General features: G+C 32.6%; 24 protein-coding genes and 1 pseudogene. 18 read left to right on the top strand and 7 right to left on the bottom strand.

Annotated elements, in window-relative coordinates:
* Positions 1–12: 12 nt before the first annotated feature.
* The 7 genes from AC4BB2_RS09675 (at position 13) to AC4BB2_RS09645 (ending at position 8,093) form a co-directional block, all read left to right on the top strand.
* Positions 13–1,182, top strand: a complete 1,170-nt coding sequence (locus AC4BB2_RS09675; protein ID WP_490472729.1) for a M20 metallopeptidase family protein — start codon at positions 13–15, stop codon at positions 1,180–1,182.
* 220 nt (positions 1,183–1,402) lie between these two features.
* On the top strand, positions 1,403–1,759 hold the full coding sequence (locus AC4BB2_RS09670; protein WP_490472728.1) for a DUF2200 domain-containing protein: 357 nt from the start codon (positions 1,403–1,405) through the stop codon (positions 1,757–1,759).
* A gap of 38 nt (positions 1,760–1,797) precedes the next feature.
* On the top strand, positions 1,798–2,127 hold the full coding sequence (locus AC4BB2_RS09665; RefSeq protein WP_490472727.1) for a nucleotide pyrophosphohydrolase: 330 nt from the start codon (positions 1,798–1,800) through the stop codon (positions 2,125–2,127).
* 503 nt (positions 2,128–2,630) lie between these two features.
* Positions 2,631–2,891, top strand: a complete 261-nt coding sequence (locus AC4BB2_RS09660) for a helix-turn-helix transcriptional regulator (RefSeq protein WP_490472726.1) — start codon at positions 2,631–2,633, stop codon at positions 2,889–2,891.
* 1,220 nt (positions 2,892–4,111) lie between these two features.
* A complete protein-coding gene (locus AC4BB2_RS09655; RefSeq protein WP_490472725.1) occupies positions 4,112–4,945 on the top strand; it encodes a DNA adenine methylase in 834 nt (277 codons plus the stop codon).
* The gene (locus AC4BB2_RS09650) at positions 4,945–7,194 is read left to right on the top strand and encodes a DGQHR domain-containing protein (RefSeq protein ID WP_490472724.1); all 2,250 of its coding nucleotides are present in this window, start codon (positions 4,945–4,947) and stop codon (positions 7,192–7,194) included. The genes AC4BB2_RS09655 and AC4BB2_RS09650 overlap by 1 nt, the downstream gene beginning before the upstream one ends.
* 26 nt (positions 7,195–7,220) lie before the next feature.
* A complete protein-coding gene (locus AC4BB2_RS09645; RefSeq protein ID WP_490472723.1) occupies positions 7,221–8,093 on the top strand; it encodes a GIY-YIG nuclease family protein in 873 nt (290 codons plus the stop codon).
* Positions 8,094–8,160: 67 nt separating this feature from the next.
* On the opposite strand, the gene AC4BB2_RS09640 is transcribed toward AC4BB2_RS09645, so the two are convergent.
* Complete coding sequence (locus tag AC4BB2_RS09640; RefSeq protein ID WP_490472722.1) at positions 8,161–8,454, bottom strand: hypothetical protein; 294 nt, start codon at positions 8,452–8,454, stop codon at positions 8,161–8,163.
* A gap of 85 nt (positions 8,455–8,539) precedes the next feature.
* On the opposite strand from AC4BB2_RS09640, the gene AC4BB2_RS09635 reads away from it, so the two are divergent.
* Positions 8,540–8,965 carry a hypothetical protein gene (locus AC4BB2_RS09635; protein WP_490472721.1) on the top strand — a complete coding sequence of 142 codons (426 nt, stop codon included), beginning with the start codon at positions 8,540–8,542 and terminating at the stop codon, positions 8,963–8,965.
* A 623-nt stretch (positions 8,966–9,588) separates the two neighbouring features.
* On the opposite strand, the gene AC4BB2_RS09630 is transcribed toward AC4BB2_RS09635, so the two are convergent.
* Complete coding sequence (locus tag AC4BB2_RS09630) at positions 9,589–10,464, bottom strand: hypothetical protein (protein WP_490472720.1); 876 nt, start codon at positions 10,462–10,464, stop codon at positions 9,589–9,591.
* Between the two features lie 217 nt (positions 10,465–10,681).
* Here AC4BB2_RS09630 and AC4BB2_RS09625 point away from each other — a divergent pair, with 217 nt between their 5' ends.
* The 6 genes from AC4BB2_RS09625 to AC4BB2_RS09600 all read left to right on the top strand — a co-directional run bounded on the left by AC4BB2_RS09625 (position 10,682) and on the right by AC4BB2_RS09600 (position 15,846).
* Positions 10,682–10,918: a hypothetical protein gene (locus AC4BB2_RS09625; RefSeq protein WP_490472719.1), complete on the top strand. Its 237-nt coding sequence runs from the start codon at positions 10,682–10,684 to the stop codon at positions 10,916–10,918.
* Between the two features lie 424 nt (positions 10,919–11,342).
* Positions 11,343–11,825: a hypothetical protein gene (locus AC4BB2_RS09620; RefSeq protein ID WP_490472718.1), complete on the top strand. Its 483-nt coding sequence runs from the start codon at positions 11,343–11,345 to the stop codon at positions 11,823–11,825.
* A 261-nt stretch (positions 11,826–12,086) separates the two neighbouring features.
* Positions 12,087–12,509, top strand: coding sequence for an activator of HSP90 ATPase (locus AC4BB2_RS09615; RefSeq protein ID WP_490472717.1), 423 nt, complete (start codon positions 12,087–12,089; stop codon positions 12,507–12,509).
* Between the two features lie 325 nt (positions 12,510–12,834).
* Positions 12,835–14,295 carry an amidase gene (locus tag AC4BB2_RS09610; RefSeq protein WP_490472716.1) on the top strand — a complete coding sequence of 487 codons (1,461 nt, stop codon included), beginning with the start codon at positions 12,835–12,837 and terminating at the stop codon, positions 14,293–14,295.
* Between the two features lie 9 nt (positions 14,296–14,304).
* The gene (locus AC4BB2_RS09605; protein ID WP_490472715.1) at positions 14,305–15,150 is read left to right on the top strand and encodes a transporter substrate-binding domain-containing protein; all 846 of its coding nucleotides are present in this window, start codon (positions 14,305–14,307) and stop codon (positions 15,148–15,150) included.
* Positions 15,151–15,846 (top strand): amino acid ABC transporter permease, encoded by a 696-nt coding sequence (locus tag AC4BB2_RS09600; protein WP_490472714.1) that lies wholly within the window; start codon positions 15,151–15,153, stop codon positions 15,844–15,846.
* Between the two features lie 305 nt (positions 15,847–16,151).
* Here AC4BB2_RS09600 and AC4BB2_RS09595 read toward each other — a convergent pair whose 3' ends face one another.
* Complete coding sequence (locus AC4BB2_RS09595) at positions 16,152–18,149, bottom strand: alpha/beta hydrolase (protein WP_490472713.1); 1,998 nt, start codon at positions 18,147–18,149, stop codon at positions 16,152–16,154.
* Positions 18,150–18,515: 366 nt separating this feature from the next.
* Between AC4BB2_RS09595 and AC4BB2_RS09590 the strand changes: the two genes are divergently transcribed.
* The gene (locus AC4BB2_RS09590) at positions 18,516–19,460 is read left to right on the top strand and encodes a DUF975 family protein (protein WP_490472712.1); all 945 of its coding nucleotides are present in this window, start codon (positions 18,516–18,518) and stop codon (positions 19,458–19,460) included.
* 56 nt (positions 19,461–19,516) lie between these two features.
* On the opposite strand, the gene AC4BB2_RS09585 is transcribed toward AC4BB2_RS09590, so the two are convergent.
* Positions 19,517–20,215 (bottom strand): TIGR00266 family protein, encoded by a 699-nt coding sequence (locus tag AC4BB2_RS09585; protein ID WP_490472711.1) that lies wholly within the window; start codon positions 20,213–20,215, stop codon positions 19,517–19,519.
* 255 nt (positions 20,216–20,470) lie between these two features.
* On the opposite strand from AC4BB2_RS09585, the pseudogene AC4BB2_RS09580 reads away from it, so the two are divergent.
* A pseudogene (locus AC4BB2_RS09580) lies at positions 20,471–20,710 on the top strand (winged helix-turn-helix domain-containing protein); the annotation flags it as partial.
* A gap of 118 nt (positions 20,711–20,828) precedes the next feature.
* Here AC4BB2_RS09580 and AC4BB2_RS09575 read toward each other — a convergent pair.
* The 3 genes from AC4BB2_RS09575 to AC4BB2_RS09565 form a co-directional block, all read right to left on the bottom strand.
* On the bottom strand, positions 20,829–22,115 hold the full coding sequence (locus tag AC4BB2_RS09575; RefSeq protein ID WP_490472710.1) for a hypothetical protein: 1,287 nt from the start codon (positions 22,113–22,115) through the stop codon (positions 20,829–20,831).
* Between the two features lie 18 nt (positions 22,116–22,133).
* Complete coding sequence (locus AC4BB2_RS09570) at positions 22,134–23,327, bottom strand: GHKL domain-containing protein (RefSeq protein ID WP_490472709.1); 1,194 nt, start codon at positions 23,325–23,327, stop codon at positions 22,134–22,136.
* 115 nt (positions 23,328–23,442) lie between these two features.
* A complete protein-coding gene (locus AC4BB2_RS09565) occupies positions 23,443–24,195 on the bottom strand; it encodes a LytR/AlgR family response regulator transcription factor (protein ID WP_490472708.1) in 753 nt (250 codons plus the stop codon).
* Between the two features lie 220 nt (positions 24,196–24,415).
* Here AC4BB2_RS09565 and AC4BB2_RS09560 point away from each other — a divergent pair, with 220 nt between their 5' ends.
* Both AC4BB2_RS09560 and AC4BB2_RS09555 read left to right on the top strand, forming a co-directional pair.
* Positions 24,416–24,790: an EF2685/EF0750 family sortase-dependent surface protein gene (locus AC4BB2_RS09560; RefSeq protein WP_490472707.1), complete on the top strand. Its 375-nt coding sequence runs from the start codon at positions 24,416–24,418 to the stop codon at positions 24,788–24,790.
* A complete protein-coding gene (locus AC4BB2_RS09555; protein ID WP_490472706.1) occupies positions 24,744–25,427 on the top strand; it encodes a WxL domain-containing protein in 684 nt (227 codons plus the stop codon). The genes AC4BB2_RS09560 and AC4BB2_RS09555 overlap by 47 nt, the downstream gene beginning before the upstream one ends.
* The last annotated feature ends 5 nt before the right edge of the window (positions 25,428–25,432 follow it).

Here is a 25,432-nt window from a genome sequence, read left to right as displayed (position 1 = left end):
GGAGGAAAAACAATGACAAACATTCAAGAACAAATGCCCCAAGCTGAGATGATTAAATGGAGAAGACATTTGCACCGTCATCCAGAATTATCTTTTCATGAAGTGGAGACGGCTAAATATATTAAACGTATCTTGGCTGAATTTCCTGATTTAAAAGTCAGCTCATTAACTGAAAACAGCGTAATTGCCATTCTAAAAGGGAGTCGTCCAGGGAAAACGATTGCTTTAAGAGCTGATATCGATGCCTTGCCGATTACAGAAGAATCTGATGTCGATTTTCCTTCTGAAAACCCAGGTGTAATGCATGCATGCGGACATGATACCCATACAGCGATGCTTTTAGGAGCAGTTAAAACGTTGGCCGGCATGAAGGAGAACATTTCAGGGACTGTGAAATTTATCTTCCAACCAGCAGAAGAAGAGCCGCCAGGAGGCGCAAAATTATTAGTTGAAGCTGGTGTGATGGATGATGTGGATATGGTTTTTGGGTTGCATATTGCACCAAATATTCCAGTTGGTATGGTAGGAACGAGAAAAGGTGCTGCTAGTGCTGCATCAGATGTTTTTACATTAAAAATCCAAGGCAAAGGCTCCCACGGTTCAACACCGGATCTTTCCATTGATCCTATCTTGATTGGTGTAGAAGTTATCAATAACTTAAACAATATCGTATCACGTAATGTTAGTCCTTTCTCAAATGTGGTGATTTCTATCGGTGAATTTAATGCTGGAAAAACAGCAAATGTGATTCCAGATACAGCACAGATTCAAGGGACCGTTCGGACGAACGACAAAGAAGTCCGAATGTTTGTTAAAAAAAGAATCGAAGAAATCATTGATGGTGTTTGCAAAATGTATGGTGCAACCTATGAGTTAGATTATCTATTAGGATACAGCGAAGTTACTAATGACAGTGAAGCGACAGATTTAGTCCGAGCAGCAGCCGAAAAAGTAGTTGGCAAGGAGCGAATGTTTGAAGCCCCTAGAATGATGGGCGGAGAAGATTTTTCTGCCTATACAGATGTAAAACCAGGCTCCTTCTTTATCTTAGGCGGAGGAACAGCAGAAGATGGTTGTGGGTATATGAATCATCATCCAAAATTTAAAATCATGGAAGAATGTTTCCCTGTTGGTGCAGGAATGCATACGCAGATTATTTTAGATATTTTAGGACAAGCATAACTGTTAATAAGAAGGGCTTTAACACTTTTGTTAAAGTCCTTTTGCCAATTATTCTAGATCAACTGATTCTTTTGTTAAGTAAAACTCGTTATCCTAGCGTGACTCAATGGAAGGAGTAGTAAAAAACAAAGAAGTTCACCAAACATCTAAATAAAGATATAATAGAATAGAACAAAGACAATTTGAATTAACAAAATAATTTAAATAAAGGATGAAAAAAATGGAAGCTAAGAAACCAAGGATTTTTACGATGTCTTTTGCTAGTGTTTATCCACTTTATATCAAAAAAGTAGAGAGAAAGGGACGAACAAAAGCTGAAGTTGATGAAATCATTTTCTGGTTGACTGGATATGATGAGGTTACGTTGCAACAACAAGTAGATAACAATGTTAGTTTTGAAACATTCTTTGAAGAAGCCCCTCAATTGAATAAGAACGTTTCATTGATTAAAGGTGTGATTTGCGGTTATCGGGTGGAAGATATAGAAGATGGATTGATGCAGAAAATTCGCTATATGGATAAGTTGATTGATGAGTTGGCTAAAGGAAAAGCAATGGAGAAAATTTTGAGGAAATAAAATAGTAATTATCAGTGAGTCAAAAGGAGATATTCAAGGTGGACCAACTAATCGAAAAAATCAATCAATTCAGAGATGAACGGGATTGGCGACAGTTTCATAATCCAAAAGATTTAGCAATTTCAATCTCTTTGGAAGCATCAGAACTACTGGAAAATTTTCAGTGGAAATCAAGTGAAGAAGCAAAAATAAAAAATAGAGAGAACATAGAGCAAGAACTGGCTGATGTGCTCATCTATAGTTTGATGTTAGCCTCTGATTTGGAGTTGGATGTTGAGGAGATTATTAAAAAGAAACTGATAGTGAATACCCAGAAATACCCAATTGAAAAAAGTAAAGGAATCAAAAAAAAGTATACAGAATTTTAAATTCTGATGCTGCGTTATCTATCGACGGATTAACAACTAAAAGCGTAAGGTACAATAGGAGAGTATAAAGTAAACAAAGAAAGTAGCTGATTTTAAGCAAAATACTTACTTTGTAGACTGTATGCTCTTTTTTAGTATTTAAATGTTGTGATTCCCAGTTGAATAGGAAGCTTCATTTTCTCAATTAACCTTCTTTTTTTAGAGGGTGGTTAACATAAAATTAAGTAGTAACTGTGGCTAAACTCCCAAAAATATTATATTCATCATAAAGTAACGTTGAAATTGCTTTTTAAATAATATATATTGTGTAATATTTAAGTTACTAAGACATAGATATAAAAAATGTTTTTGAGATGTTAGGAGTTGTTGGACCATTTTTATAGTATTGATAAAAAAATGGTTAGTGGTTTAGTAGTTGGTGCATGCTTATTCTATAGATAAGTAGAAAAAAATTAATAGAGTATGATAAGTACAAAAAATCTTTTTAAAGATAGGATGGATGTATGGAGATTGGAACATTATTAAAGGAACGCAGGGAACGGAAGAATTTGACTCAGCAACAATTAGCTGATCACTTTCATGTGACGAGACAAACAGTATCGCGATGGGAAAATGAACAATCTTATCCTAATATTGATACTTTAGTTGAATTAAGCTTCTTTTTTGATTTTTCTCTCGATGAAATCTTAAAAGGGGATAGATATCCGATAGAAAGAAAGTCAAAAATTGAAGTGATGAACAACAAGATGAAAGAAGGTAATTAATGAAAAGCGTTATATAGTTTCTAACATTTATTGTAGGTATTTTTATATCATTGAGTTGCATGGATGCTAGGAAATCAGAAAAAGTGAATAGAAATAGTTGAAACTTTTGATGGTGATGATTTCCACTAAAATAAACTTGATTCCCCAAGTTGAAAATAAGAGTATTTAGATTTAAAAATGCACCATTATCCTATTTTATCATTATTGAACATTATTTTTTTATGTAATCAATAATATAAAAATCAGTAAACTATCTAGTCAAACATCGATAAAAATGATTTTTTATATCTTTTAGGAAAGTATAATGGATCATGACATATACTACCTCACCATTTCTGCAAAAATGGTGGGGTTATTTCGTCTTTTAGTTGGTTTTTGATTCAGTCTTTTTTATTGTTTTGATTGATGACTAAATTATATTCAGTTAACTAAATGAAATCTTGTATTTCAGCAAAGTCACACATACGGAGTGTTCTGCGATGATTAAATTAGAAGATCTAGAACATGATCATTGTATGGTGTTATACATCAATTTGAAGAAGGAAAAGTGGAGCTATATGCCTTAAAAATGAGAGGAAAGAAAACAAGAACAATTAGAAGAGGATCCTCTCAGACTTCATAAAACAGTAACAAGATAAGGAAAAAGGTGTCAAAAATGGATTATAGTGAATGGGAAGTCTTATCAGAGTAAATCACTGCTTAAATCATTTAACCAAATACAACAGTAATTTTTAGACTCTGAAGAGTTATTAGTAAGAGTATTGGATTCTGCCAAAGAATTATTTTGAATGCTGTAGGATCGTCTCTTACACGTTATTTAACATACTCTATGAAGTAGATATACTACTAGCCAATATGTATCAGCATTTATGTCGGAAGTCGGTTCAGCTGAAAACCAATAAAAAAGTTTGATTTTAGATAAATTTGTGACTATGAATATGATTGAAATTAATGATAGGATTGATTAAGTTATGTTCTTTTGAGTCAGATTTTAAAAGAAGATATGTTAGATATAAATTCTAATATAGCTTTTTTTATTTATATTTGATTTTATTTTATAATCAAAAAATATGTATATAATATTAAATGATATTAATTTAGTACATTTAGATTCCATATTTAGATAATAATTGTTACAATATGTTTAAGAACTGAATTGTTTTTAGGAATACAATTTTGTTTTGAAAATAATTATTTAGTATTTTTAAGGAGAGAATTTAATGTCTAAATCAGGTGTCACAGTTAAACCTTTTTTGAGGTGGGCGGGTGGAAAAAGTTGGTTGATTAAATATTTGGATGACATAATTGGGGAGTTGAATTTTAATAATTATCATGAGCTTTTTTTAGGTGGAGGAGCAGTTTTTTTTGCATTAGAACCAAAAAAAAAAGCATTCTTATCAGATGTAAATGAAGAACTTATAAACACTTATACGATGATACAAAAAAATCCTGAGATGGTTATAAGAGAGTTAAAGAAATATAAAAATGAAGAAGATTTTTATTATATGATGAGAGAAAAAGAATTGGAAGATCCAATTTTAAAAGCAGCAAGATTTATCTATTTAAATAAAACTTCATTCAATGGTATTTATAGAGTGAATAATCGTGGGAAATATAATGTTCCATATGGTTTTAGAAATGTTTATAATATTGAAGAAAATAATTTATATGAAATAAGTACTAGATTAAAAAATACAACATTAACATGTAATGACTTTGAAGGTACCCTAAATAAGATTCAAAAAAATGATTTAATTTTATTAGATCCACCTTACACGGTTTCTCATAACGAGAACGGATTTATTAAATATAACCAAAAACTTTTTGCCATAGAAGATCAGGTAAGATTAAGTAAGTTTATAGATAAAATCAAGGAAATTGGTGCTTATTATATATTAACGAATGCAGCTCATAAGACAGTAGTAGAGATTTTTGATAAGGAAGATGATACAAGATTTGACTTATCAAGAGCAAGTATAATAGGTGGTAAACATGCAAGCAGAGGAAAAATAAATGAATTTGTGTTTACTAATATAAAGGGGGAAGTTTTCTGATGATTGAAGAAATGAATACTATACTGGGCGATAAAGAATTGGAAGCTGAAAGAAGGATGCGTATAAAAGAGTATGGAACATTAGGGGTTCCACATGATAAAGTAGAACAATATTTAGCAGACGGATGGGAAGTTGAGAGGGAATTTAAAACTTTAACTAGATTAAAAAAATTAAAATCTTGTGAAGAGCGCTTTATAAATAAGGCTTGGAAATTATTTTTTGATCTTGGTTTTGAGCAAATGAATGAAAAGAAACTTAAAATAAATAATTGTAATGTAGATGTCTTGGCTGTTGATGAAGAAACAGTTCTATTCGTTTTTTGTAAAGTTTCAGAGGAACCTCAGAAAAGGCAATGTTTATTAGGAGATATTAGTGAGATAAGTGAAAATAAAAGTAAGTTAATTGAATATGCAAGAAAACGTTTTCCAGGTACGAAAAAGAAGTATTCATTTATTTTCATGACAAAAAATTATATATTACCAGATCAAGATTTTGCATTTATGAAAAAAGAAAAAATAATTTATTTCAATGAAGAAGGTATAAAGTACTATGAAGATTTGTCTAATCATTTAGGAACCGCAGCAAGGTTCCAGTTATTAGGTTATTTGTTCACAGGACAAAAAATACCTGAAATGGATAATAAAATACCTGCAATTGAAGGTAAGATGGGAGGCTATAAATACTATTCATTTTCAATAGAACCAGAGAAATTATTAAAAATAGGATATGTTTTGCACAGAAATAATGCTAATAAGCAAATGATGCCTACATATCAACGAATAATAAAAAAGGGTAGACTAAATTCGATTCAAGATTTTGTAGAAAATGGTGGTTTTTTTCCAAACTCTTTAATTATAAATATAGAAAAGAATGATTTAACTTTTGATCGTTCAGATAAACAAATAGCAGACGCAGTTTCGAGGATTGGGATTTTACATTTACCTAAACTTTATAGATCGGCTTACATCATTGACGGTCAACATAGACTATATGGATATGCTAATTCTAAGTTTGCTAAGACCAATTCAATACCTGTTGTGGCTTTCGTAGATCTGGATAGGAAAGAGCAAATAAAGCTATTTATGGATATTAATGAAAATCAAAAAGCAGTTTCTAAAAATCTAAGAACAACTTTAAATGCTGATTTACTTTGGGAATCAGAGAATTTATTTGAAAGAAAAATAGCATTAAAATCTCAGATAGCGCAAAGTTTAGGGGAGGATATTGATTCGCCATTATATCAAAGAATTATTGTAGGCGAAAATCCAAAAACGGATACTTGTTGTATAACTTTAGATTCAGTGAAACAGGGATTAGATAACAGTGATTTTTTAGAACAATATGACAGAAAGAGTAATGAGTTGTTAAAAGATGGTACTTTGGATGTTGGTAATAACGATGAAACTAGCGTTATACTTCTTAAATTCTTAAAGGAGTGCCTATTCTATCTTGAGAAGAACTTAAAAGAAGAATGGAGAGAACAAGATAAAGAGGAATCCTTTGTTATTATTAATACTGGGGTATATAGTCTAATCAAAATATTAAATGACATCATAAATTATTTTGTTAAGGAAAAAGATTTTGACTTTAAAGAGCTTGAGCAAGAGGAAATAACTGAACTTGTAGCACCATATTTAGATTCTGTGATTGAATTTTACAAAACAGTTTCAAAAGAAGAAAAAACTAAGATTAAAAAGAGTTATGGGGGAGGTGGAAAGGTAAAATATTGGAGAACTTTACAAAGAGAAATTAATAAAAAACATCCTGAATTTCAACCTGATGGTATGGAAGAGTATTGGTTAAATAATGATATGCGCTTCAATAATGAATCTTATGATATGATTCGTGAAATTGAGACATATTTGAATACTGATTTTAAAAAGAGATTGTACAAACATTTTGGAGATGGTTGGTTTAAAAAAGGAGTTCCAAGAAAAGTCTATGACACTTCTATGCAATTAGCGGCAACAAAAAATTATGATAAAGAAAAAGATGATGAGGTACAACCTTGGGCTTGTTTGACTATAATAAATTATAGAGAAATAGCTACTAGTGGTAAAAATTGGTCAGAAATTTTTTCAGAAAGATATACTATGCCAGGTGAAGAAAAAATCTCTGGTGGAAAAGAAGCTAAGACAAAGTGGATTGAGAAGTTTTCGCGAATAAGAAATGAAAATCATCATACTTATAGTATTACAAAAGAAGAGTTTGAATTTTTGGAAAAATTAAAAGCATGGTTAATTGATTAAAATTAAGTTTAATTAGGGAGATTTTTATGAATCGAGCTATGACTATTCAGATGTTTTTACCAGATGGAAATCCCAAAGGAGTGAAAATATCTGAAGTAACAAATAGAACAATACAAGCTGTTTATATACCTAGATCAGAATTAGAATATGCATATGAACGAAGTGAGCTTTTAAGAGTTGGAATATATTTTTTATTCGGAGAAGATGATTTAACTGAAGAGCCCATGTGTTATATAGGAGAAGCTGAAGAGTGTGCGACTCGTATTGTTCAACAAAATAGAGAAAAAGATTTTTGGCAATATGCTATTGTAATAGTAGTTAATAATGAAGAACATCAATTCACTAAAGCCGATGTAAAATATTTAGAAAATTTATCTTATACTATTGCAAAAAAAGTAGATAGGTATAAACTAGATCAAACTATCCCGACTAAATCTTTTGTACAAGAATGGCGTGAGGCTGATTTACATGATATTTTTGAAACGATTAAGGTATTGGTTACTTCATTAGGTTTTCCTATTTTTGAATCTTTAGAGCAGAAAAAAATATCAGATAAAAACAGTCAACAAGCAACTATTGATAATAAAGAAATTTTCTATTGTAAAGGACGGAGATTTAGTGCTACTGGTTATTTAGATGAGGAAGGCTTTGTGGTTTTAAAAGGTTCTCAATTTGTTAAAGAACCTACTGCTAGTTTTAGACAATCTCAAATAAATAAAATGAAAAACTTCATTCAAGAAGATTATTTTTCCGACCAAGGTTCGTTTTACGTTTTAGTTAAAAACTTACTTTTTTCATCACCTTCAATGGCAGCATCATGTGTTAAACAAAGTTCAATTAACGGATGGATAGATTGGGTTAACGAGTCTGGAAAAACTTTGGATGAAGTATATCGTTAAAATTTTATTATTTTTATATAAACTAGGAACACTCAAACCAGTGAACCTAGTTTATTTTTTATCATCATCATTTTCTCAAAAATTCACCCATAACCTTCCTCTCCCCATCCAACTTCTTTACCTTCTCCTCCTCAACCGCCATCAACCGTATAAACTCCTCAAAAAAAGCATGAAACAAATGCCCGCAAGCATAATACTCTTTCACAACTTTTTTCTTATTAATCGGACCTTTCCGAAACTGAAAAAAATGATGCAACACAGCAAATGGTTTCTCCCAAGACTGTAGGCGGTCTAATGTATGTTGTAAATCTGTAATATCTTGATAAGGAATCATCTTTAAAGCCTGACATTCTTTTTTCATAACCCATTTCCTCCTTTTAATATGCATTGTCTGTCTATTTCTAATCTTGACTAATAAAAGGAAAATTAGAGAGGAGGAGAAAGTGGTGAGTGGCGATGAAAGATATGCTAACACGATACCACCAAGAACAATTTCTGGAGTAATAAAAAAGGTCGAGATTGACAAAATGAGAATAGAACTAGAAGTCACAAATACTCAGCTAGCACAAATCATTAAATCAGAAAATTTAACGTTAGATTTTTCTAAAACTGTGATTGATCATAGCTCAAATTACCCAACAAATCCAACAAATGAATCACGAAAGAAAGAGATAGAAAAATATACGGTTGGCGAAACAATTTCTATCAGATTACGTGAAGATATACCAGTCAGTAAAAATAGTCTTTATATTGAAAATTCACGAGATATTAATGTAGAGAGGAAAAAATTAAGAGTTGTTAAAAATTTGGCGGTTACATGTATCATATCAAAATTATTTAAGTTTTTTATGCGATTTCTGAACAAAGAATAGAAAGTTTAACTGGTAAGTACGTTCGCTCTGTACAAGCGTTTTTTCACATTATAAATCAAGCCTGTTCCATTAATATTGCATTGAGAAAGGCTTATTTTTCTATATATTTTTAGCGCACAATTCCGAAATTCTATACTCAATATCTATGCTCAAAACTAATAAATTATATAACTTCTTAGCATCTTCGATACTGTCAAATTCCCAACGAGCAGTACCATCTTAGCTAACCAATCCAACTAAATTACTTTCTAATAGTATTATTTGATTCATAAAAAAAACTCCTCACGTATAAGTACGTAAAGAGGAGAAGATATTATTCTATTTATTGAAATTCCCATCATCATAGTGAGTTAATCTCCAAAAAATATAAAATGAATATATCAAATACGCTATCAGAACTGTTAAACATATGTTGCTTAGATGGATCAGGGAATTTCCTAGATCATAATTAATAGAAAATTCTTTTTGCAGTTCTATTTTTTCTCCAAGTGTTAAAGTTTCAGGATCTTGCATAGGAAAAAAATTCAGTGTCAGAAAAATTCCAACAACTTTCAAAACTAGGAACATACAGCTAAGTGTAGCGATTAGCAACTTGTTATATTTTATGAAAACTCACTCCTGTCTTATCTTGACATAGATCTTACAATTTCAATTTTATATGGTTTTATATACCCACGAGACTGCATTGCATAACAATAGTTATTACCAAAACCAACAGCAAAATCATTATACCCATTTGGTTCCCAAGCAAAGTCAAATATATCGGTAACTTTTACAGTAGTAAAGTAATTTCCATTTGCTTGTCGTTTATAGGATACCGTATAAGACACACCTCGTAAAGCTGTGAGTAAATGTCCACTTGTGAACGTATGCGACCCTGCGAAAGATCCGGAAGCTCTGCCTCCTCGGAAAGCTTCGGCTTTTAAACGACCGTAGTAAGAACGCATCAAGTCTTCGCTGTCTACCATTCTGGCCCAAGTATCATTAGTGTTGTAATAGGTTGCTGGTGTGTATGCTACGTTGAGTTTGTTTGCTGGAACAATAGCGCGTCTCATATAATTAGCAGTCTGCCAGTGTCCTCTTCGTTCGACCAGTTTAATTCCAGCAACATATGCAGCTGAAGCAAGGTCATACGGTGTTGCGACTAAAACTCTAGACGTCTTAGGTAAATTATTATCCAAAGATAAGTCAACATTTTCCTCAGCAGTTTCAAGCTGAGCTTCTAATTTTTCATCTTGCTTATTATCGTAGTTTTTTAACTCAACTAGGACTGAATTTAGAAATGAATTAAAATCTTCACTAGAATCATTTTCAGAGGGTACCTCATAATACATATCAATAGTGTTGTTGATGTAATCTGAATTTGCAGGTTCTGCTGAGGTGAGTTCCTCAATCAGATTAGTATTATTCTCGCTAATTTCATACCTTTCTTGAGCCTCAACATTGGTACCAAATCCCAAACAAACCAATAGTGCAATTCCTAATAAAAATTTTTTCATATAATTCTCATTCTCCTTTCATTTGTTATTAAAAGGATATTATATTATTCTTTACGTGTCAACATTTTTCTTATTTGTAATCTTTTGGATATTCTGGGTAGAATAATATAGACAAATACTATTTAAGGTTTGAAATACATGATATTAAATTTCTCTGTTCTGCCCAATTTGAAAAATAGAGATATTACTAAGAAATCAGAGAGAACTGATATCCTTATTGACAACAATGGCAAGTTCTTTGAGACTTTTTGATGATTGGAAAAACGATGAATTAAAAGGTGCTTATAACAGAAATTGGGCTTTATCAGGTACAACGAATGATGGAGCAAGACGAGAAGGTATTTTGAAAGGTTCTCTTATTCAGTATGGAACAACACCAATTAATAAAATAGGTTCAACTATAGTAAATTTTGCTAGACAGAAGAAAAAAATAAATTTAAGTTACAACTCATAATTTTATTGTGTTAGCAGACGGATGGGGTTATGATGCTATATATATGGACTATTCAACAATACCGCAAACTTTAAATGGAAGTGAAGCAACTGCAATTTACGGGAAGGTAGTATAAACAATTACTATATCTAACGCTGATGCTAGGCTTTGGCACTTTTTTAATTTGTTTGGTTATAGATATGCTTAAAAACGACAAAGAAATAACCAGTCATTAACTTTAGCAGGTTAACTGGCTATTTCTTTAACTAAAAATTTGCTACCGTCTTAAACGGTTTTACATAAGGGAAGTAAGTTCACGCATTGCTCTCTTATCACATGTGATATCTATTGAATAAGTTAAATTTATGAAGGATTACAGTAAATAGAATAATTAAACTTTAAGGTTAGTTTTCATTGATTTTTACGAAGAAAGGATGTTGTTAACATGAAAAAAAAGATTTATATAGTCAGTTTTTCACTACTTTTACTAGTTAGTTTTGTAACATTTACTTTTTATAATAAGACTAAAGCACAATCTCAACGTAGTGAGGAAACGAAACTTAAAAAACAAGTAATAGACAAAGAAGCAATTGAGGTAGCTCAGAAAAAATTCAACGAAAGTACTAGAGATTCCTTTTCCGTTGACATCAAAAATGCTGATGCTGAGAAGATTTTCAAAACATTTAACGGTCCAAATGCCGATGGAATTATCGATCTTTTAGAAATGGATCATGATGATTCGGATAGAATTCTAGTGGCTTCCGATGGAACGATATTAAAAGGACAAGCTTTCGTAGGGGAAAACCAGGTTGAAATTGATTCTAATACGGATAAAAATGGTATAACCATTAAAGAGCTTAAAGATTTAGTTCAATTAAACAAAGAGAAGATAGATGAATTAGCTATCCAAAATGCTCCAGCTGAATAGTGAGAAAAAATTTGTCAAATAGGAAAGAAAATGAAGAAAATCAGACCACAAAACACAATCTATCTTGTTTTTTATGTAAATTATTAAGTGACCTCAAAAATCAATCCCAGTATAAAAACTTTAAAAATGTACTTTAACAATGTAACGATTTGCCAATCATCAGTGTGTATAACAGTATGCTGAGTCGCCTTACGTGCTATACTATAACTACAACAAACTACCAAAAAGATAGTAGCAAGAAGACTCAAAGGAGGATTTACAATGAAACACATAAAAAAAGAATTCATGCTTAATTGTACTCCCACAAAGGCTTGGCAGCTTATCGTTGATCGTAGCAAATATGAAGTATGGGCTGCACCTTTTCAAGAAGGGTCAACCTATTCTGGTGTTATGGGATTAGAAGAAACGGTTTCATTTGTCGATGAGACAGGAAATGGTTTGGTTTCTAAAGTAGTTGTCTTTGAACCAGAGAAAGAAATTGAGTTCGCATTCTTAGGAGAAGTCACCGATGGTAAATATGTGGAAGTTCCTGAATTTGCAGAGATGACCGAACACTACTTATTTGAAGCAGTGGGTAACCAAACAAAAATGTTAGTGGATGTTGCTATGGATGATGAGTATTATGATATGATGAATGATTTATGGGATAAAGCAGGAACTGAACTGATAAAACTAAGCAATTAGTGTAGAGAATAGTTAAAGAAACATTTAAAACGTCAAAAATTAATACGAAAAGATCAAAAAAGAGTGAGATACTAGTCAGAATTACTGATTATTGATTCACTCTTTTTTCAATTTAAGGGAACACAAAAAGTACTCAAACCAGTAAGATAATTGCGGGTCAGTCTATAGAAATAAAATAGCCAGCAAGTTATTCCAGTATATCTAATAACTTACTTAACATCTTTAAAGATATACCTCATGAAAAAACCTACACAAGCAAAATAATCCTAAAAATTCCCCAAAAACCTGTATAATAAAACCGTCGGAATCTAAGGAGGGAATGATCATGAAAGACGGCTGGTACTACGCAACACAGTTTCGAGAGAAAAAGCTAAGTGTGACAGAATGGATCGACGATCGAGAGCAACAAGTAAAGAAGCTAAACCCTGAATTAAATGCATTCGTTGACTGGGATGCACAAGCTGCAAAAAAACAATACGAATCCAAAGGAGCGGGTAAAGGTCCTTTTTTTGGCTTACCTATTCCTTTAAAGATGTTAGGACAAGACAAGGAAGGAATGAAATCGTCTTCAGGTTCTCGTTTATTTACAGAAAACCGTGCAACCACAACAGATAACTTTGTGAAAGGTTTGGAACGATTAGGCTTCATACCTTTAGGAAAAACCAATGCACCTGAGTTTGGCTTTAAAAATATTTCTGATCCAACTATTTATGGAGCAGCCAGAAATCCTTGGAATCTTGCCTATTCACCTGGAGGTTCCAGTGGCGGTGCCGCAGCGGCTGTTGCAAGTGGGCTATTTCCAATTGCTGGAGCAAGTGATGGAGGTGGCTCCATTCGGATTCCAGCCTCTTTTAGTGGATTGATTGGTCTAAAACCAACACGTGGTAGTATGCCAGTAGGTCCTGATGGTTGGCGAGGTTGGCAAGGTGCGTCAATTGATTTTGCCTTAACGGTTTCTATGAGAGATACGGAAACATTGTTCTATCATATACGTGGAACCGAAAAAGCAGCGCCGTATCAAGCACCTAAAGCTGAGTGGTCGCATCAAAAAGCTGCAGAGAAAAAAGTATTGAAAATTGCTTTTTTAACTGAGTCTCCAGTTGGAACACCTGTTTCAACAGAGGCTGTAAAAGCCATTCGAAACGCAACGAATTTCCTGGGAAAACAAGGTCATGAAGTAACAGAGATCCCTTATCCAGTGGACGGTCGCCAGTTGATTGACAGTTATTATCTGATGAATGGAGCTGAAACTGCCGCCATGTTTGAAGGGATTCAACGAGGAGTTAAGAGGCCGCTTACTAAAGAGGACATGGAATTAATGACTTGGGGGATTTACCAATACGGCTTACGATTACCGGCAAGTCAGTATACACGAGCACTTCAATTGTGGGATCAAGCGGCGTATAAGATGGAGCAATTATTTGAGGAATATGATTTATTTTTAACGCCAACTACAGCAGACATTGCACCTAAAATTGATGCAGAGTTACAAAGTGAGCAGATCCGTAAAGTCTTAGCTCAAGCAGAATCATTATCTGTTACACAGCTAAAAGATTTAGTCTATGAGATGTTTGAAAAAAGTTTAACGATTACACCATTTACTCAACTGGCCAACTTAACTGGACAGCCAGCGATTAGTTTACCAACCCATGTAGCCGAATCAGGTTTACCATTAGGCATTCAATTTATGGCTTCTAAAGGCAGAGAAGATTTATTGTTCCAAATCGGAAAGCTATTTGAACAAGAGCAGAAATTCTTATTACCAAAATATTATCGTGAATCATAGGAGGTTCAAATGAAGAAAGTATTTGCTAGTTTTAGTATTGTTGCATTGATTTTAGTGTTAGCTGCATGTGGTGGAACCAAAGAGAAGTCATCAGGAAATGATGATAGCTGGAAAAAAGTGGAAGAAGCAAAGAAATTGACAGTTGCGACATCAGGGACGTTATTTCCATCATCTTATTATAATGATAAAAATGAATTAACCGGTTATGATGTGGACGTTATCAAAGAAGTTGCTAAACGTTTAGATCTTAAAGTTGAATTCAAAGAATATAATGTAGATGGACAAATCACTTCTGTAGATAAAGGCGAGTCTGATTTAGCGGCCAATGATTTCGGTTTATCAGGTGATAGAGGGAAAAAATTTATCTTGTCTTCACCAATTAAGTATTCTTTTGATAGTATGATCGTCCGTAAAAGTGATGACTCTGGGATTGCTTCTCTTGAAGATTTAAAAGGCAAGAAAGCAGCTGGAGAGCCAAATACAGACTATATGAAAACAGCTGAAAAATACGGAGCAAAGTTGGTAACCTACGACAATGCGACAAACGATCAATACTTAACAGATGTAGCAAATGGTCGGACGGATGTTATTTTGAATGATTATTATTTACAAAAAATGTCAATAGGTGCGTTGCCAGATATTCCAGTGAAGATTTTAGAAAATGTCTATTTTAATGCAAACTTTACTGGGTTTCTTATGAAAAAAGATAGTGTGGCATTAAGTAAAAAAATTGACGAAACCTTAAAAGTAATGCAAAACGATGGAACCATGAAAAAAATCTCTGAGAAGTATTTCAAAACAGATGTCTCAGTTAAGCCAAAAGAAAAAATAGAAGAAAGTGTTTCAGTAGAGTAGATGTATATACCTAATCTTGATTTTCATTTAATGGTGGAGTCTATTCCATTTTTGCTGACAGGATTGCCTTATACACTGGGCATTACTTTGATAACATTTATCATGGGAAATATTATAGGCATTCTTTTGACGGTATTAGGTATGTTGCCTTCAAAAGTGATTAGAGGGTTTGTCCGTTTTTATATTTCCTTTTTGCGGGGAGTTCCAGGTCTTGTGTTGCTGTTTCTTTTGTACTTTGGTTTGCCTTATCATCTAAGTGCTTTAACGGCGGCGTGTATTTGTTTTAGTTTAACCAGTAGTGCTTTTATCGCAGAAATATACCGAGGATCAATTGCTGGAGTGGAGGCAGGACAGTGGGATGCAGCTTACGCATTGGGGTTGCCTTATGGAAAAGTAATGGGGAAAATTATTTTGCCTCAAGCGTTTCGAATTTCTATCCCGGCTTTAGGAAATGTTGCGATGGATTTGTTGAAAGGAACCTCTTTAGCAGCTATGATTACGATACCTGATATTTTTCAAAAAGCGAAAATCGTTGGTGGGAGAACATTTGATTATATGTCTATGTATATTTTAGTGGCAATCATCTATTGGTTCCTGTGTGTGGCGATTGGTTGGGGGCAAAATCGGTTGGAAAAGCATTATGTCAATCGATATAAGCTTAAACCAGAAGTTCGTGTGAAAAAAGTGTTGATTTGAGTTGAAGGTTATCAGTAGGTAGGATTAAATAAATTGGAATAGTAATCAGTTGTTTCTCTTTTTTTAAGAGGAGCAACTGATTTTTTTCTTTGCTCCTATTTTATGAGGGGGATTAATTTGTCGTAGTCAAAAGAAGGATATTATGTAGATAAGTCTAAAAAGCGATGAAGTTCTAAAATCTTGATTTCTAGGTTGTAATTGAATGTGCTAATTTAACTTTAAATGAAGCTAGCGAGAGAAAACTATTATTAAATGTTTTCTCTCGCTAGCTTTTTCAAACGCGAATAAATCATAATTGCTATTTTTTAATTAAAAACTAAAACAATCGAAGCACTTGTATTTCCTTTAAAATCTTTATTAATCAAGTGTAAAACAGTACCAGTTGGTTGCTTAGGAACTTCTAAATTAAAATAACCGTTACTATCTGTAGCAACTTCTAAAACCACTTCATTGGTTGTAGAAACAGCTTGAATTAGCGTTTCAGCTTCTCCTTGACCAGTCAAGATAGTTTTTGGTATGACCTTGACTTCAGTTATTTTTACTGGTTCCGGTGCTTTTCTATCAGTGTTGATTAATTTTACATTCGATAAATACATAACAGTATCTTGACGCCCAAATAAGTTAAAGTAGGTCATTTCTGAACCTAAAATAATATTTTGAGGTCCAGTGGTTTGAGGCGTGTAGGCGATTTTTTTGTTAACTTTATTTTTAGCGATTTGTTTTTCTTGTTTCAGTGATTTCCCGAAGCCATATTTAATAACTTGTTCACTATATTCTGTAGGATTAGGATTATAAGCATCAAAGCTTAGCTCGTAAGGTTGATTTTTAGTTAAGCCAACTTCTTGTGCTGCATAAGCTGCTGATCCTGTCAGTTTTTTATAGAATTTTAAGCCATTACGATCAGTTGACAACGCTGAAAGAATATCTCCACCGTTTCTTTTTAAGACAAATTCGTAAGGGTTAGAGGCATTAACACTATTAAAATTAGCCCCATTATTACTTAATTTCCAACCGTCAAAGCTTGTTTGAGCTGTGTTCCGTTTGAATTCAGTATTGAAGAGTAAATTTTTATCTTCGGCAAGTTGTGGACGTAATGAATTCATTTGGCTGACTGTTTTTAAAAATGAGCTGACTTTATCTTTATATAAATTGCCGCCAACTTTTAAATTCACTGCATGGCCAGCGTTTGGTATGCTTAGCTGTTCTTTATAACCTAGTGATGCGGCATATAATTTGTCCTTAGCAACAGGAGGAATGAACCAATCAGCGGTTCCATGGATAAATAGTTTTGGCACATTGGATTTTGAAACTGAATTCAATGGTGCGATTGAAAATAAATCAACCTTCAAAATAGGTTTTACAAACTCATTATTCATTGAGTCAATCAACTCATTTTCGCAATTATACCAATCTATCTTATTAACTAAAGGAATGTACTGTAGCTTAGAGGTAATTAGACGCATTACGTCTCGTGCTTGTTGTTCGATAGAATAATAACCACAATCTTCAATGACTGCTTCCACATTAGGATGAGGTGTTTCTTGAGACATCATAACTGTTGCGGCTCCCATCGAAACCCCTAATAATACAATTTTTTGATTTGGTTTTACTTCTAATTCTTGATTGATCCAGGCATTGATATCATTTCTTTCATAGGCGCCAAATGCAATATAGGTTCCTTCACTTTTCCCGTGAGAGCGTGCATCTGGAATAATCACATTGTAGCCTAGTTCATAAAGAAATTGAGCTTCCTCCATGATATTCATTGAATTCGAACGATAACCATGCTGGACGACAGCAGTTTTATCCGATTGGTTGTCTACATAATAAGAATGGAGCTTCAGATTTGTTTGCGTTGGTTTATCAAATACCGTGATATAGCGCTCACTTTTTCCCGCAACGTTTTCAAACCAAGAACTTGTTTCACTTGTTCCAGTAATTCCTAATAGGTCCGTAATGCTAAAAATAGTATTCTCTCTTCTCACTGTTACATCAAAAGCTAATGAAGCAACCAACTTATTTAGTACAGGACCAAAATTACGTGCGTTTGGATTTGAATTTTCTGTTAAATATTGTTCCATTCGATTAATGATTTCTTGTTCTTTTTGTGGTAATTGTTCTCTTTCTGCTGTTGTTTTTGCTTCAAATGGTACATCTGGTTGTTCTGGAACGATGCTTCTAGTGGAACGGATTGGTTGATTTTCCTCTCCAATAACAACAATACTTTCGTTAGCTGACGCATGAATTGGAGACAGCATACTAAGTAAAAGCAACCCTACAATAATTTTTGAATTTTTTTTCATTTTTCACCCTTAACCCTTCTATAAATTTTATGATAATTATCTCTAAAAAGATAACATTATATTACAAATAAATCAATAAATATTTCTTTTGGAAATAAAAAATATATTTTTAGTATTTTTTATAAAATATGATAAGTTTATTCAATAATATAGATATGTATATAATAGATTTGTTTGTTTTTGGTAAAAAAATCAATTCTTTTAAGGATTACAAATGGAAAATCTAGTTGATTCTCATTAATTTGGCTGATTAGAAAAAGAATTGAGTGGCTGAACTAACCTATTAAAGGGTATAATTAAAAAGAAATGAAAATACATAGTAACGACTTTAGCTGCGGTTCTAAAGAAGTTAAAAGGAGAATGTTTATGAGTCGAAGTGAATTAAAGAAAAAAGCACAAGCTCACTTGCATGGTTATTATGGAAATTGGAGTTGGATTGCACTTCTACCATGTGTGGCATTATTTATCTACTTACTTTTTACCATTATATTTTTTCAGTCATCTACAGGAGTTATGGATTCTCCCAATGATTATAATTCTTGGCAAGATGATTACACTAAAAGGTCTGATCGTTCTACAAGTCAGTATCAAAAAGGATATGAAGCTGGTTATTCAGATGGGTACGATGATGGAGCTTATCAAGTGGATTCTTATGATTATGGAGATGAAGGTGGAAACAACGGGAACAATCTAAATTCTCTATCTAATACTTCTTCAATTGTTTCGTTGAAAAATACAACACGCGAAGTTACTTACCAGCAAACGACGTCAATTAAGACGAGTATTAGCAGTTTTTTTGTTTTTTTATTTAGTTTAATCGCGATACTTGCGATAATTCTATATCGAGGAATGATTCAATGGGCAGCTGTTGATAATGTAGAAGGGCGCGAGTTTAATCTGAAATCGGTCTTTACAGAGTTTGTCATCGTAAATGGTAAACGGACGGTCGTTGCTAATATTTTAGTAACTCTTTATACCTTCTTATGGTCTTTGTTGTTCATTATTCCTGGGGTAATTAAGCAGTTGTCGTATGGTATGACGAATTATTTGTTGAAAAAAGATCCGATATTAACGGCTAAAGAAGCAATGGCGTTGAGTCAAGAATTGATGAAAGGCTATAAGTTGGAGTATTTAATTTTTTCTTATTCCTTTATTCTTTGGCAAATTGCAGTGTCTTTTAGTTTTGGTTTAGTTAGTGTTTATGTTATTCCTTATTATGGTGTGACAGAAGCGATGTTTTTCGATCAAATTATTGAAGGGAAACATTATTTGTTTTCACAAGAAAAAGAAGCTGGTTTTGTTGATTTTTAAAAACAAATAAAAAAGCGTATGAAAATCTTGTTGGGGATTTTCATACGCCTTCTTTTTTATGAACCTGAGCTAACAAAAGGGCTGATTAAACCAGCTAAACCTTCGAGATTTCGTGTTTGAATCATAATCGTTCCACGGCCGTGAAATTCATTGACGACGCCTTCACCAGTAGTGAATCCAAAAATTCCTGATGCGATTTTGATGTTGTAATCTAATGATTCAGACCAAGCGACAACATGTTGATTATCCACTACAAATGGCTTAGTGCCATCTAATTGAATTTCAACTATATCACCATAGCTGTTGATTAATAACGATCCTGAACCGGCTGTTTCCATCACGAATAATCCACCAGTTCCACCAAAAATAGCTCCGCTAAGTTTTTGACGTTTCATATTATAAGAAACAGAAGCATCACATGCTAAAAATGCACCTGTATTTAAACGCCAGTGTTCAGTTCCAACTTGTAATTCTTTAATTGCTCCAGGTGTTGCAGGGGCTAATGCAATTTTTGCCGTATCTGTTAAGCCGGATGCTTTTGTAATAAAGAAGCTTTCACCGCTAGACATTGAACGTCCTAAAGCGCGAATGGCACCGCCTAAACCAGATTTACCATTGCTGTTCATTTTACCTTCAAGGTTGATCTCACCATTGTGATAAACCATTGCACCACTTTCTAATTGGATGCTTTCACCAGTTTTTAAATCTACTTCAACCAACGGAAACACCGTATCTTTTGTCATTTTGTAATCCATTAAATCGACCTCCTTTTTTATTTCGTTTATTAGTATACCATACAAATATAATGAGTTTTTTGATTATTTAGCTGTGTTATAGAAAATTTTGGGATATACAAAATTAATATTGAAGGAGAAGTAAAGACGTATCTCACTACTATTAGTTTGATCATAGAACATCAAAATAACCAATAAATAAATGGAAATAATTCCTTTACTTATTGGTTATTCTTTATCCTTTTCCGCCATTCATAAGAGTATTCATCAACTAAAAAAGAATATAATGCATTGGAACTGCTATATAATAGTCTGGGTCAAACCATTTCTTATGAGGAGCTTAAAGAAAAACTATGGGATTCTGAAGTAGAGGGTGAGAATAAAAATTATCGAGTGGCAAACCTGATGTTTCATTTACGAAATAAAATAGAAGTTAACACAACTAATCCACGGTTTATCAAAACCGTGCGTTCTAAAGGATATATGCTGGATTTGAAAAAGTTAAAAGAAATGTAGTGGATTGTAGCAAAAAGAGGCTGGGGCAGAAGGGTTTATTTCCGAAGGATTTTCTTCTGCTCCCCACGTTTATGCGAATTTCATGTCCCAAGCACTTTTTTTATATAGTGAAAAATCACTAATTTAATTGGAGTGTGAAAGTCAATAGAAATTTCTCGTTTTTTGTATGTACATGAAGCTCTGTTTGGTTATATTGTTGAAGAATTTTTTGAGCATCAAGTAAATCACGTTCCTTCAATTTCTTTTGTGCTTGGATATTTTGGTTTGGTTTATGATTAAGCAACGTTGAAGGATCCGTTAAGTTAGTTAGGCAAAAGTAAAGGACTTGATCCTCTTTTTTGATAGAAAGATCTAATACTGATTCCTGTCTCGAAACAGTTGTTTTTAAGGCGTAATCAAACAAAGCAGAGATACATCGAATAAAATCAATCAAATTAAGTGGAATATCTGATTCCTGGATCATTCGAGGAATCGAAATCGTCAGCTGAATATTCTTCGCTTCACACAGTTCAATAAAATGGATAAGTAAGCCTTGAACAGGAGGGATTGTTAAATGATTTATCTGATCATACTCGCCTTCTTCCAACAAATTTTTAGAATAGTTTTCTACAGATGAAATAAAATCTAACGCTTTGTGCAAGTCATTATGTTCTATGTAACCCATTAAACTCAAAAGAATATTATGATAATCATGTCTAAATTCATCTGATAAAGTAATTCTTTCCATTTCCTTACTATATTGCTGATACAAAATTTTTTTCATCATCTGTTGCTGATAATACTGACTATATAAATAGGCAGTGGTACCAAAAATAATGGTAAGGGTCAACTGTAAAAACGTTAGATAAAAAAAATCAATGTTAGAGTGAAGAAAAACAGCTAAACGTTTAAAATAATCAAGAGAAAATAAAAGAATCGTTAGTAGAATAGCTGGAAGTTTATAACTTTTTTTAATCTGAATAATTGAGTCGAATATGCTATATTTTAAATCTATTTGCTTAAGAAGAAAAATCAAAATAAAAAGCAAAAGTTGTTGTAGTATCAATGAAACTGGAAGGATTTGTTGATAAATAGTATTGGAAATTTTCCCGTTTTTTAAGAGGAAATCGATTAAATCATTCGTAAATAACCATGAAATGATAATTAATGAGTTTTCTAAATATAAAAAAAGAACCATGGGTAACCATTTTTTTAAAGACCGAACAATAAAAATAGGTTGTAAAATAATAAAGACGGCTATTAAGGAAAAGGGGATAGTAAAAACCAAGTCGAACGGGATCTGAAGAACTAGCAATACTGTTAAAAAAATTGTTTGTTTTGGTGTAATAAACTTTTTATAGTTAAGAAACCAAATAAACTGTATATAATTCACAACAAGTATTCTATTAAAAAGAATGATGGTCATAGTTTTCCCTCCTATACGTTAGTATTTTTTAGGCATCGTAAACTTGGCAATAAAGTGATTATTTTTATTTATAAAATTATGACTACTATGCTTGTAATTCTTCAATATATTGATAAAAATATAAAGCCCTTTTCCTTGATGCCCTTCTTTGGTTGAAAAATTATTTTGTAAAAAAGTGGAGAATGGGACATTGGCTTGATTGTTATAAGTATTCTCAACTTCTATGGTCACGGTACTAGCTGTTCCTGTTATGGTGATTTCAATAGAAGGATCAGTTGTTTTTTCAGTAGCTTCATAAGCATTATCCAACAAGATAGAAAAGCAACGAATAAAATCTACGATATTCATATCAACAGTCGACAAATTTTCAGTTATATGTAAGCTCAGGTAAATATTTGCATTAAGTACTTTATTTAGAAAACTGGTCAATAAAGCTTGAATAGGTAAATTATTAATAACAGAAACTTTCCGATATAAGTTTGGTGTAAGTAATGAATCAGAGTATTGAATAATGCGTTTAAGCTGCTCAAACGCTTTTTCTTGATCTCCAGCTTCTAAAGAAGTCGTTAAGTTTTGTAGGAAACTTTTATAATCCTGACGAAACTCATTTGAAAGAGTGATTTTATTTTTTTCACGATCATACGTTTCAGCTAAAAGTGCAATATATTGTTTCTCGTTATTAGACTTAAGTACGATCAGTAAATTCCAGCTAATCAAACAGGTATAACCAACGATGATGAATAAGCTATACATCAGAGAAAACGTATCTCCACTTAAAACGTTGAATTGTTTGATGACAACTGCTAAAAAAAGCAAGAATAAAAGAAAAACAGATAGCAATCTGTATTTTTTTGGCAGTAGCGCAGGAGTATCATGAGGAAAATATCGTTTCCATAGATAATTCATTAACCCAATAATCAAAAATAATACTAGCTGTTGTAATAAAACAAATAAGTAAAAATACGCATCATAGGTAGCGTTAGAAATTTGATGATTATGATGCAAAATATCCCAAGTATCTAAAGTCGGAATCCAAGAAAGAGTAATCAGAGAAATCTCAAAACTAATCAGTAAGGATGGGGAAAACCAATTATTCAACCTTTTAACAGCAAAAATAAATTGTAATAAAAAGAAGGGGAGTTGAAAAACAGCTACATAAGGTGAAGTTACAAGAAAACCTAAGCCAAATTGGATTACTACGCAGAAAGTCAAAATAAGATTTTCCCGTAACATAAAAATTTTTTTATGGGTAAGAAGCCAGATCAACTGAAAGCAATTAATAGCTAATAATGATGTGAAGAGAGATTTGTCCAAAGTAATGAGCCTCCTATAAGGCTTTTTTAATTTTATCAATAATTGAGATGCCTACATTTAATTGTTCTCCATTTGAGAAGGTAACGATACCATTTGCTCGATCAAGTGTCGCAATGGTTGAGAGGTTGATGATATAAGACAGTAATGAGGTCATCAAGTAGTCTTGTGGTAAAAGTTTTTTTATTTTTCCAATATGACCGTTGATAATGATTTCTTCTGAAAAAGTTTTAATTAAAATTTGCCCCCGTACACCTTTAACGGATTCAATGTAAAGGACATTTTTACAATTGATATAAACTTTTTCAGCACCATTTTTTAATGTAACGATATCAGGGTTTTCAGTCCAAAAATCTTTTAAGTGATGTTCTACTTTTGATAATAATTTATGGATTGAGCTATTCAAATTCCCTGGATAAGTGGCATCTTTGACGATATAACCAATTGGAAAGATATCACTATTAATGATAGAAATAGCTTTATCCTCTAGACTAGTCAGAAAAATAATCGAACAGTTATTATTTCGTTTTCTCACTTCAGTCGCTAAATCGATTCCGGTAAACGTTGTTTTCAACTCAATATCAAAAATAAAAACATCCGTATCAGTAATGGACAGCGTTTGTAAATCCTTTAAAAAAAATAAATGATTATCAATAGAAGAAATATCGAAATCAACAAAGTTAGAGTGATAGTCTTTTAAAGATTGAATAATTCGTTTCCTATATTCATAATCATCTTCTATCACATAAATTTTAGCACATAAGCTCATAATAAAGTACTCCTTAGTATGTAAAATAAATATTAATATTAATACATAGTAAATTATATTACCAATAAAAAGAAGAGTATATTAATAAAAAATTTATAAAAAAACACAAAAAAGACAAAAAAACGTTTACATTCGATTTAAGTGATTTGAAAGTATCGGTATTATTTAAACAGTATTACAGTATCATTTTAATACGAGTGATTTAATAAGGGGGAGTTATATGAAGAGGAATAGATTACTTGCATTTTTCTTGGTGATTATTTGTTTGAGTGTTTATCCAACAATTGGTAATGCAGAAGAACAAAACACAGGCAACCGTGCAAGTAGTCAAGCAAGTATTACTTTTGTCCATGACAACACACCGCCAAAAGGTCAAGAGACTCCAAACGACAAGGGAGGAATATTTGGTGATTTAGGTCTAGGACAAGGGAAAAGGTTACCAAACACCGGTGAAGTTAAGATGATTTTATGGATAGCCACGGGTTATCTTGCATTAATAATTTTAAGCTTCATCATGGTTTATTACTATTTAATTAGGGGGAAGAAAAATGAAATTATGGAAATCAATGTTATTAACAACAGTACTATTAGGTAGTATTGCAGCACCAAGTGTCTCATTTGCAGCAGATGATACGGCAGGAGACGAAAAAGGGAAGAAAGATGCAACATCATATGGTTTAGTAAATTTGGAAGCAGGGAAAGGCGATGAGCCTGGTCAACCTGAAGTTCCTGGTGATGAAGGCGGAGAAGGTGGCGAAGGAGAGACAGGAAATACTGGAGTTCTAGCAATCACATATGTTTCTCCACTAAATTTTGGGAATTTCAAATTAACAGGTAAGCAAGAAGTAATAGCTGCAGAAAATGAAAATCCAAGTCTTCAAATTCGTGATATTCGCGGAACAGCTAAAGGCTGGACCGTTCAAGTAGCCATGACAGAATTTAAACAAAAAACAAACGATAAAATCATTATGAAGGGTGCTTCTTTATATTTACCAAAAGGAACAGCTAAAGCAAGTGGTACAACTTCCACAGCACCTACAACAAGAGAAGTTATGGAAGTAAATGCAAAAGCGCAAACTGTTTTTGAAGCACAAGATGGAACAGGTGCTGGTGCATGGATGGACCAATTTGGTAAAGACGCAGTTAAATTAACAATTCCACAAGATGTATTAGTTGGTGAGTATCAAGCACAATTAACATGGACAATTTCAGACACACCAGGAAAGAAATAAGGAGA

The organism is Enterococcus sp. AAFC-DPL-5146, assembly GCF_058216635.1.
Note: the sequence above shows the minus strand (reverse complement) of the source record. Positions and strands in the feature narration are given on the sequence as shown.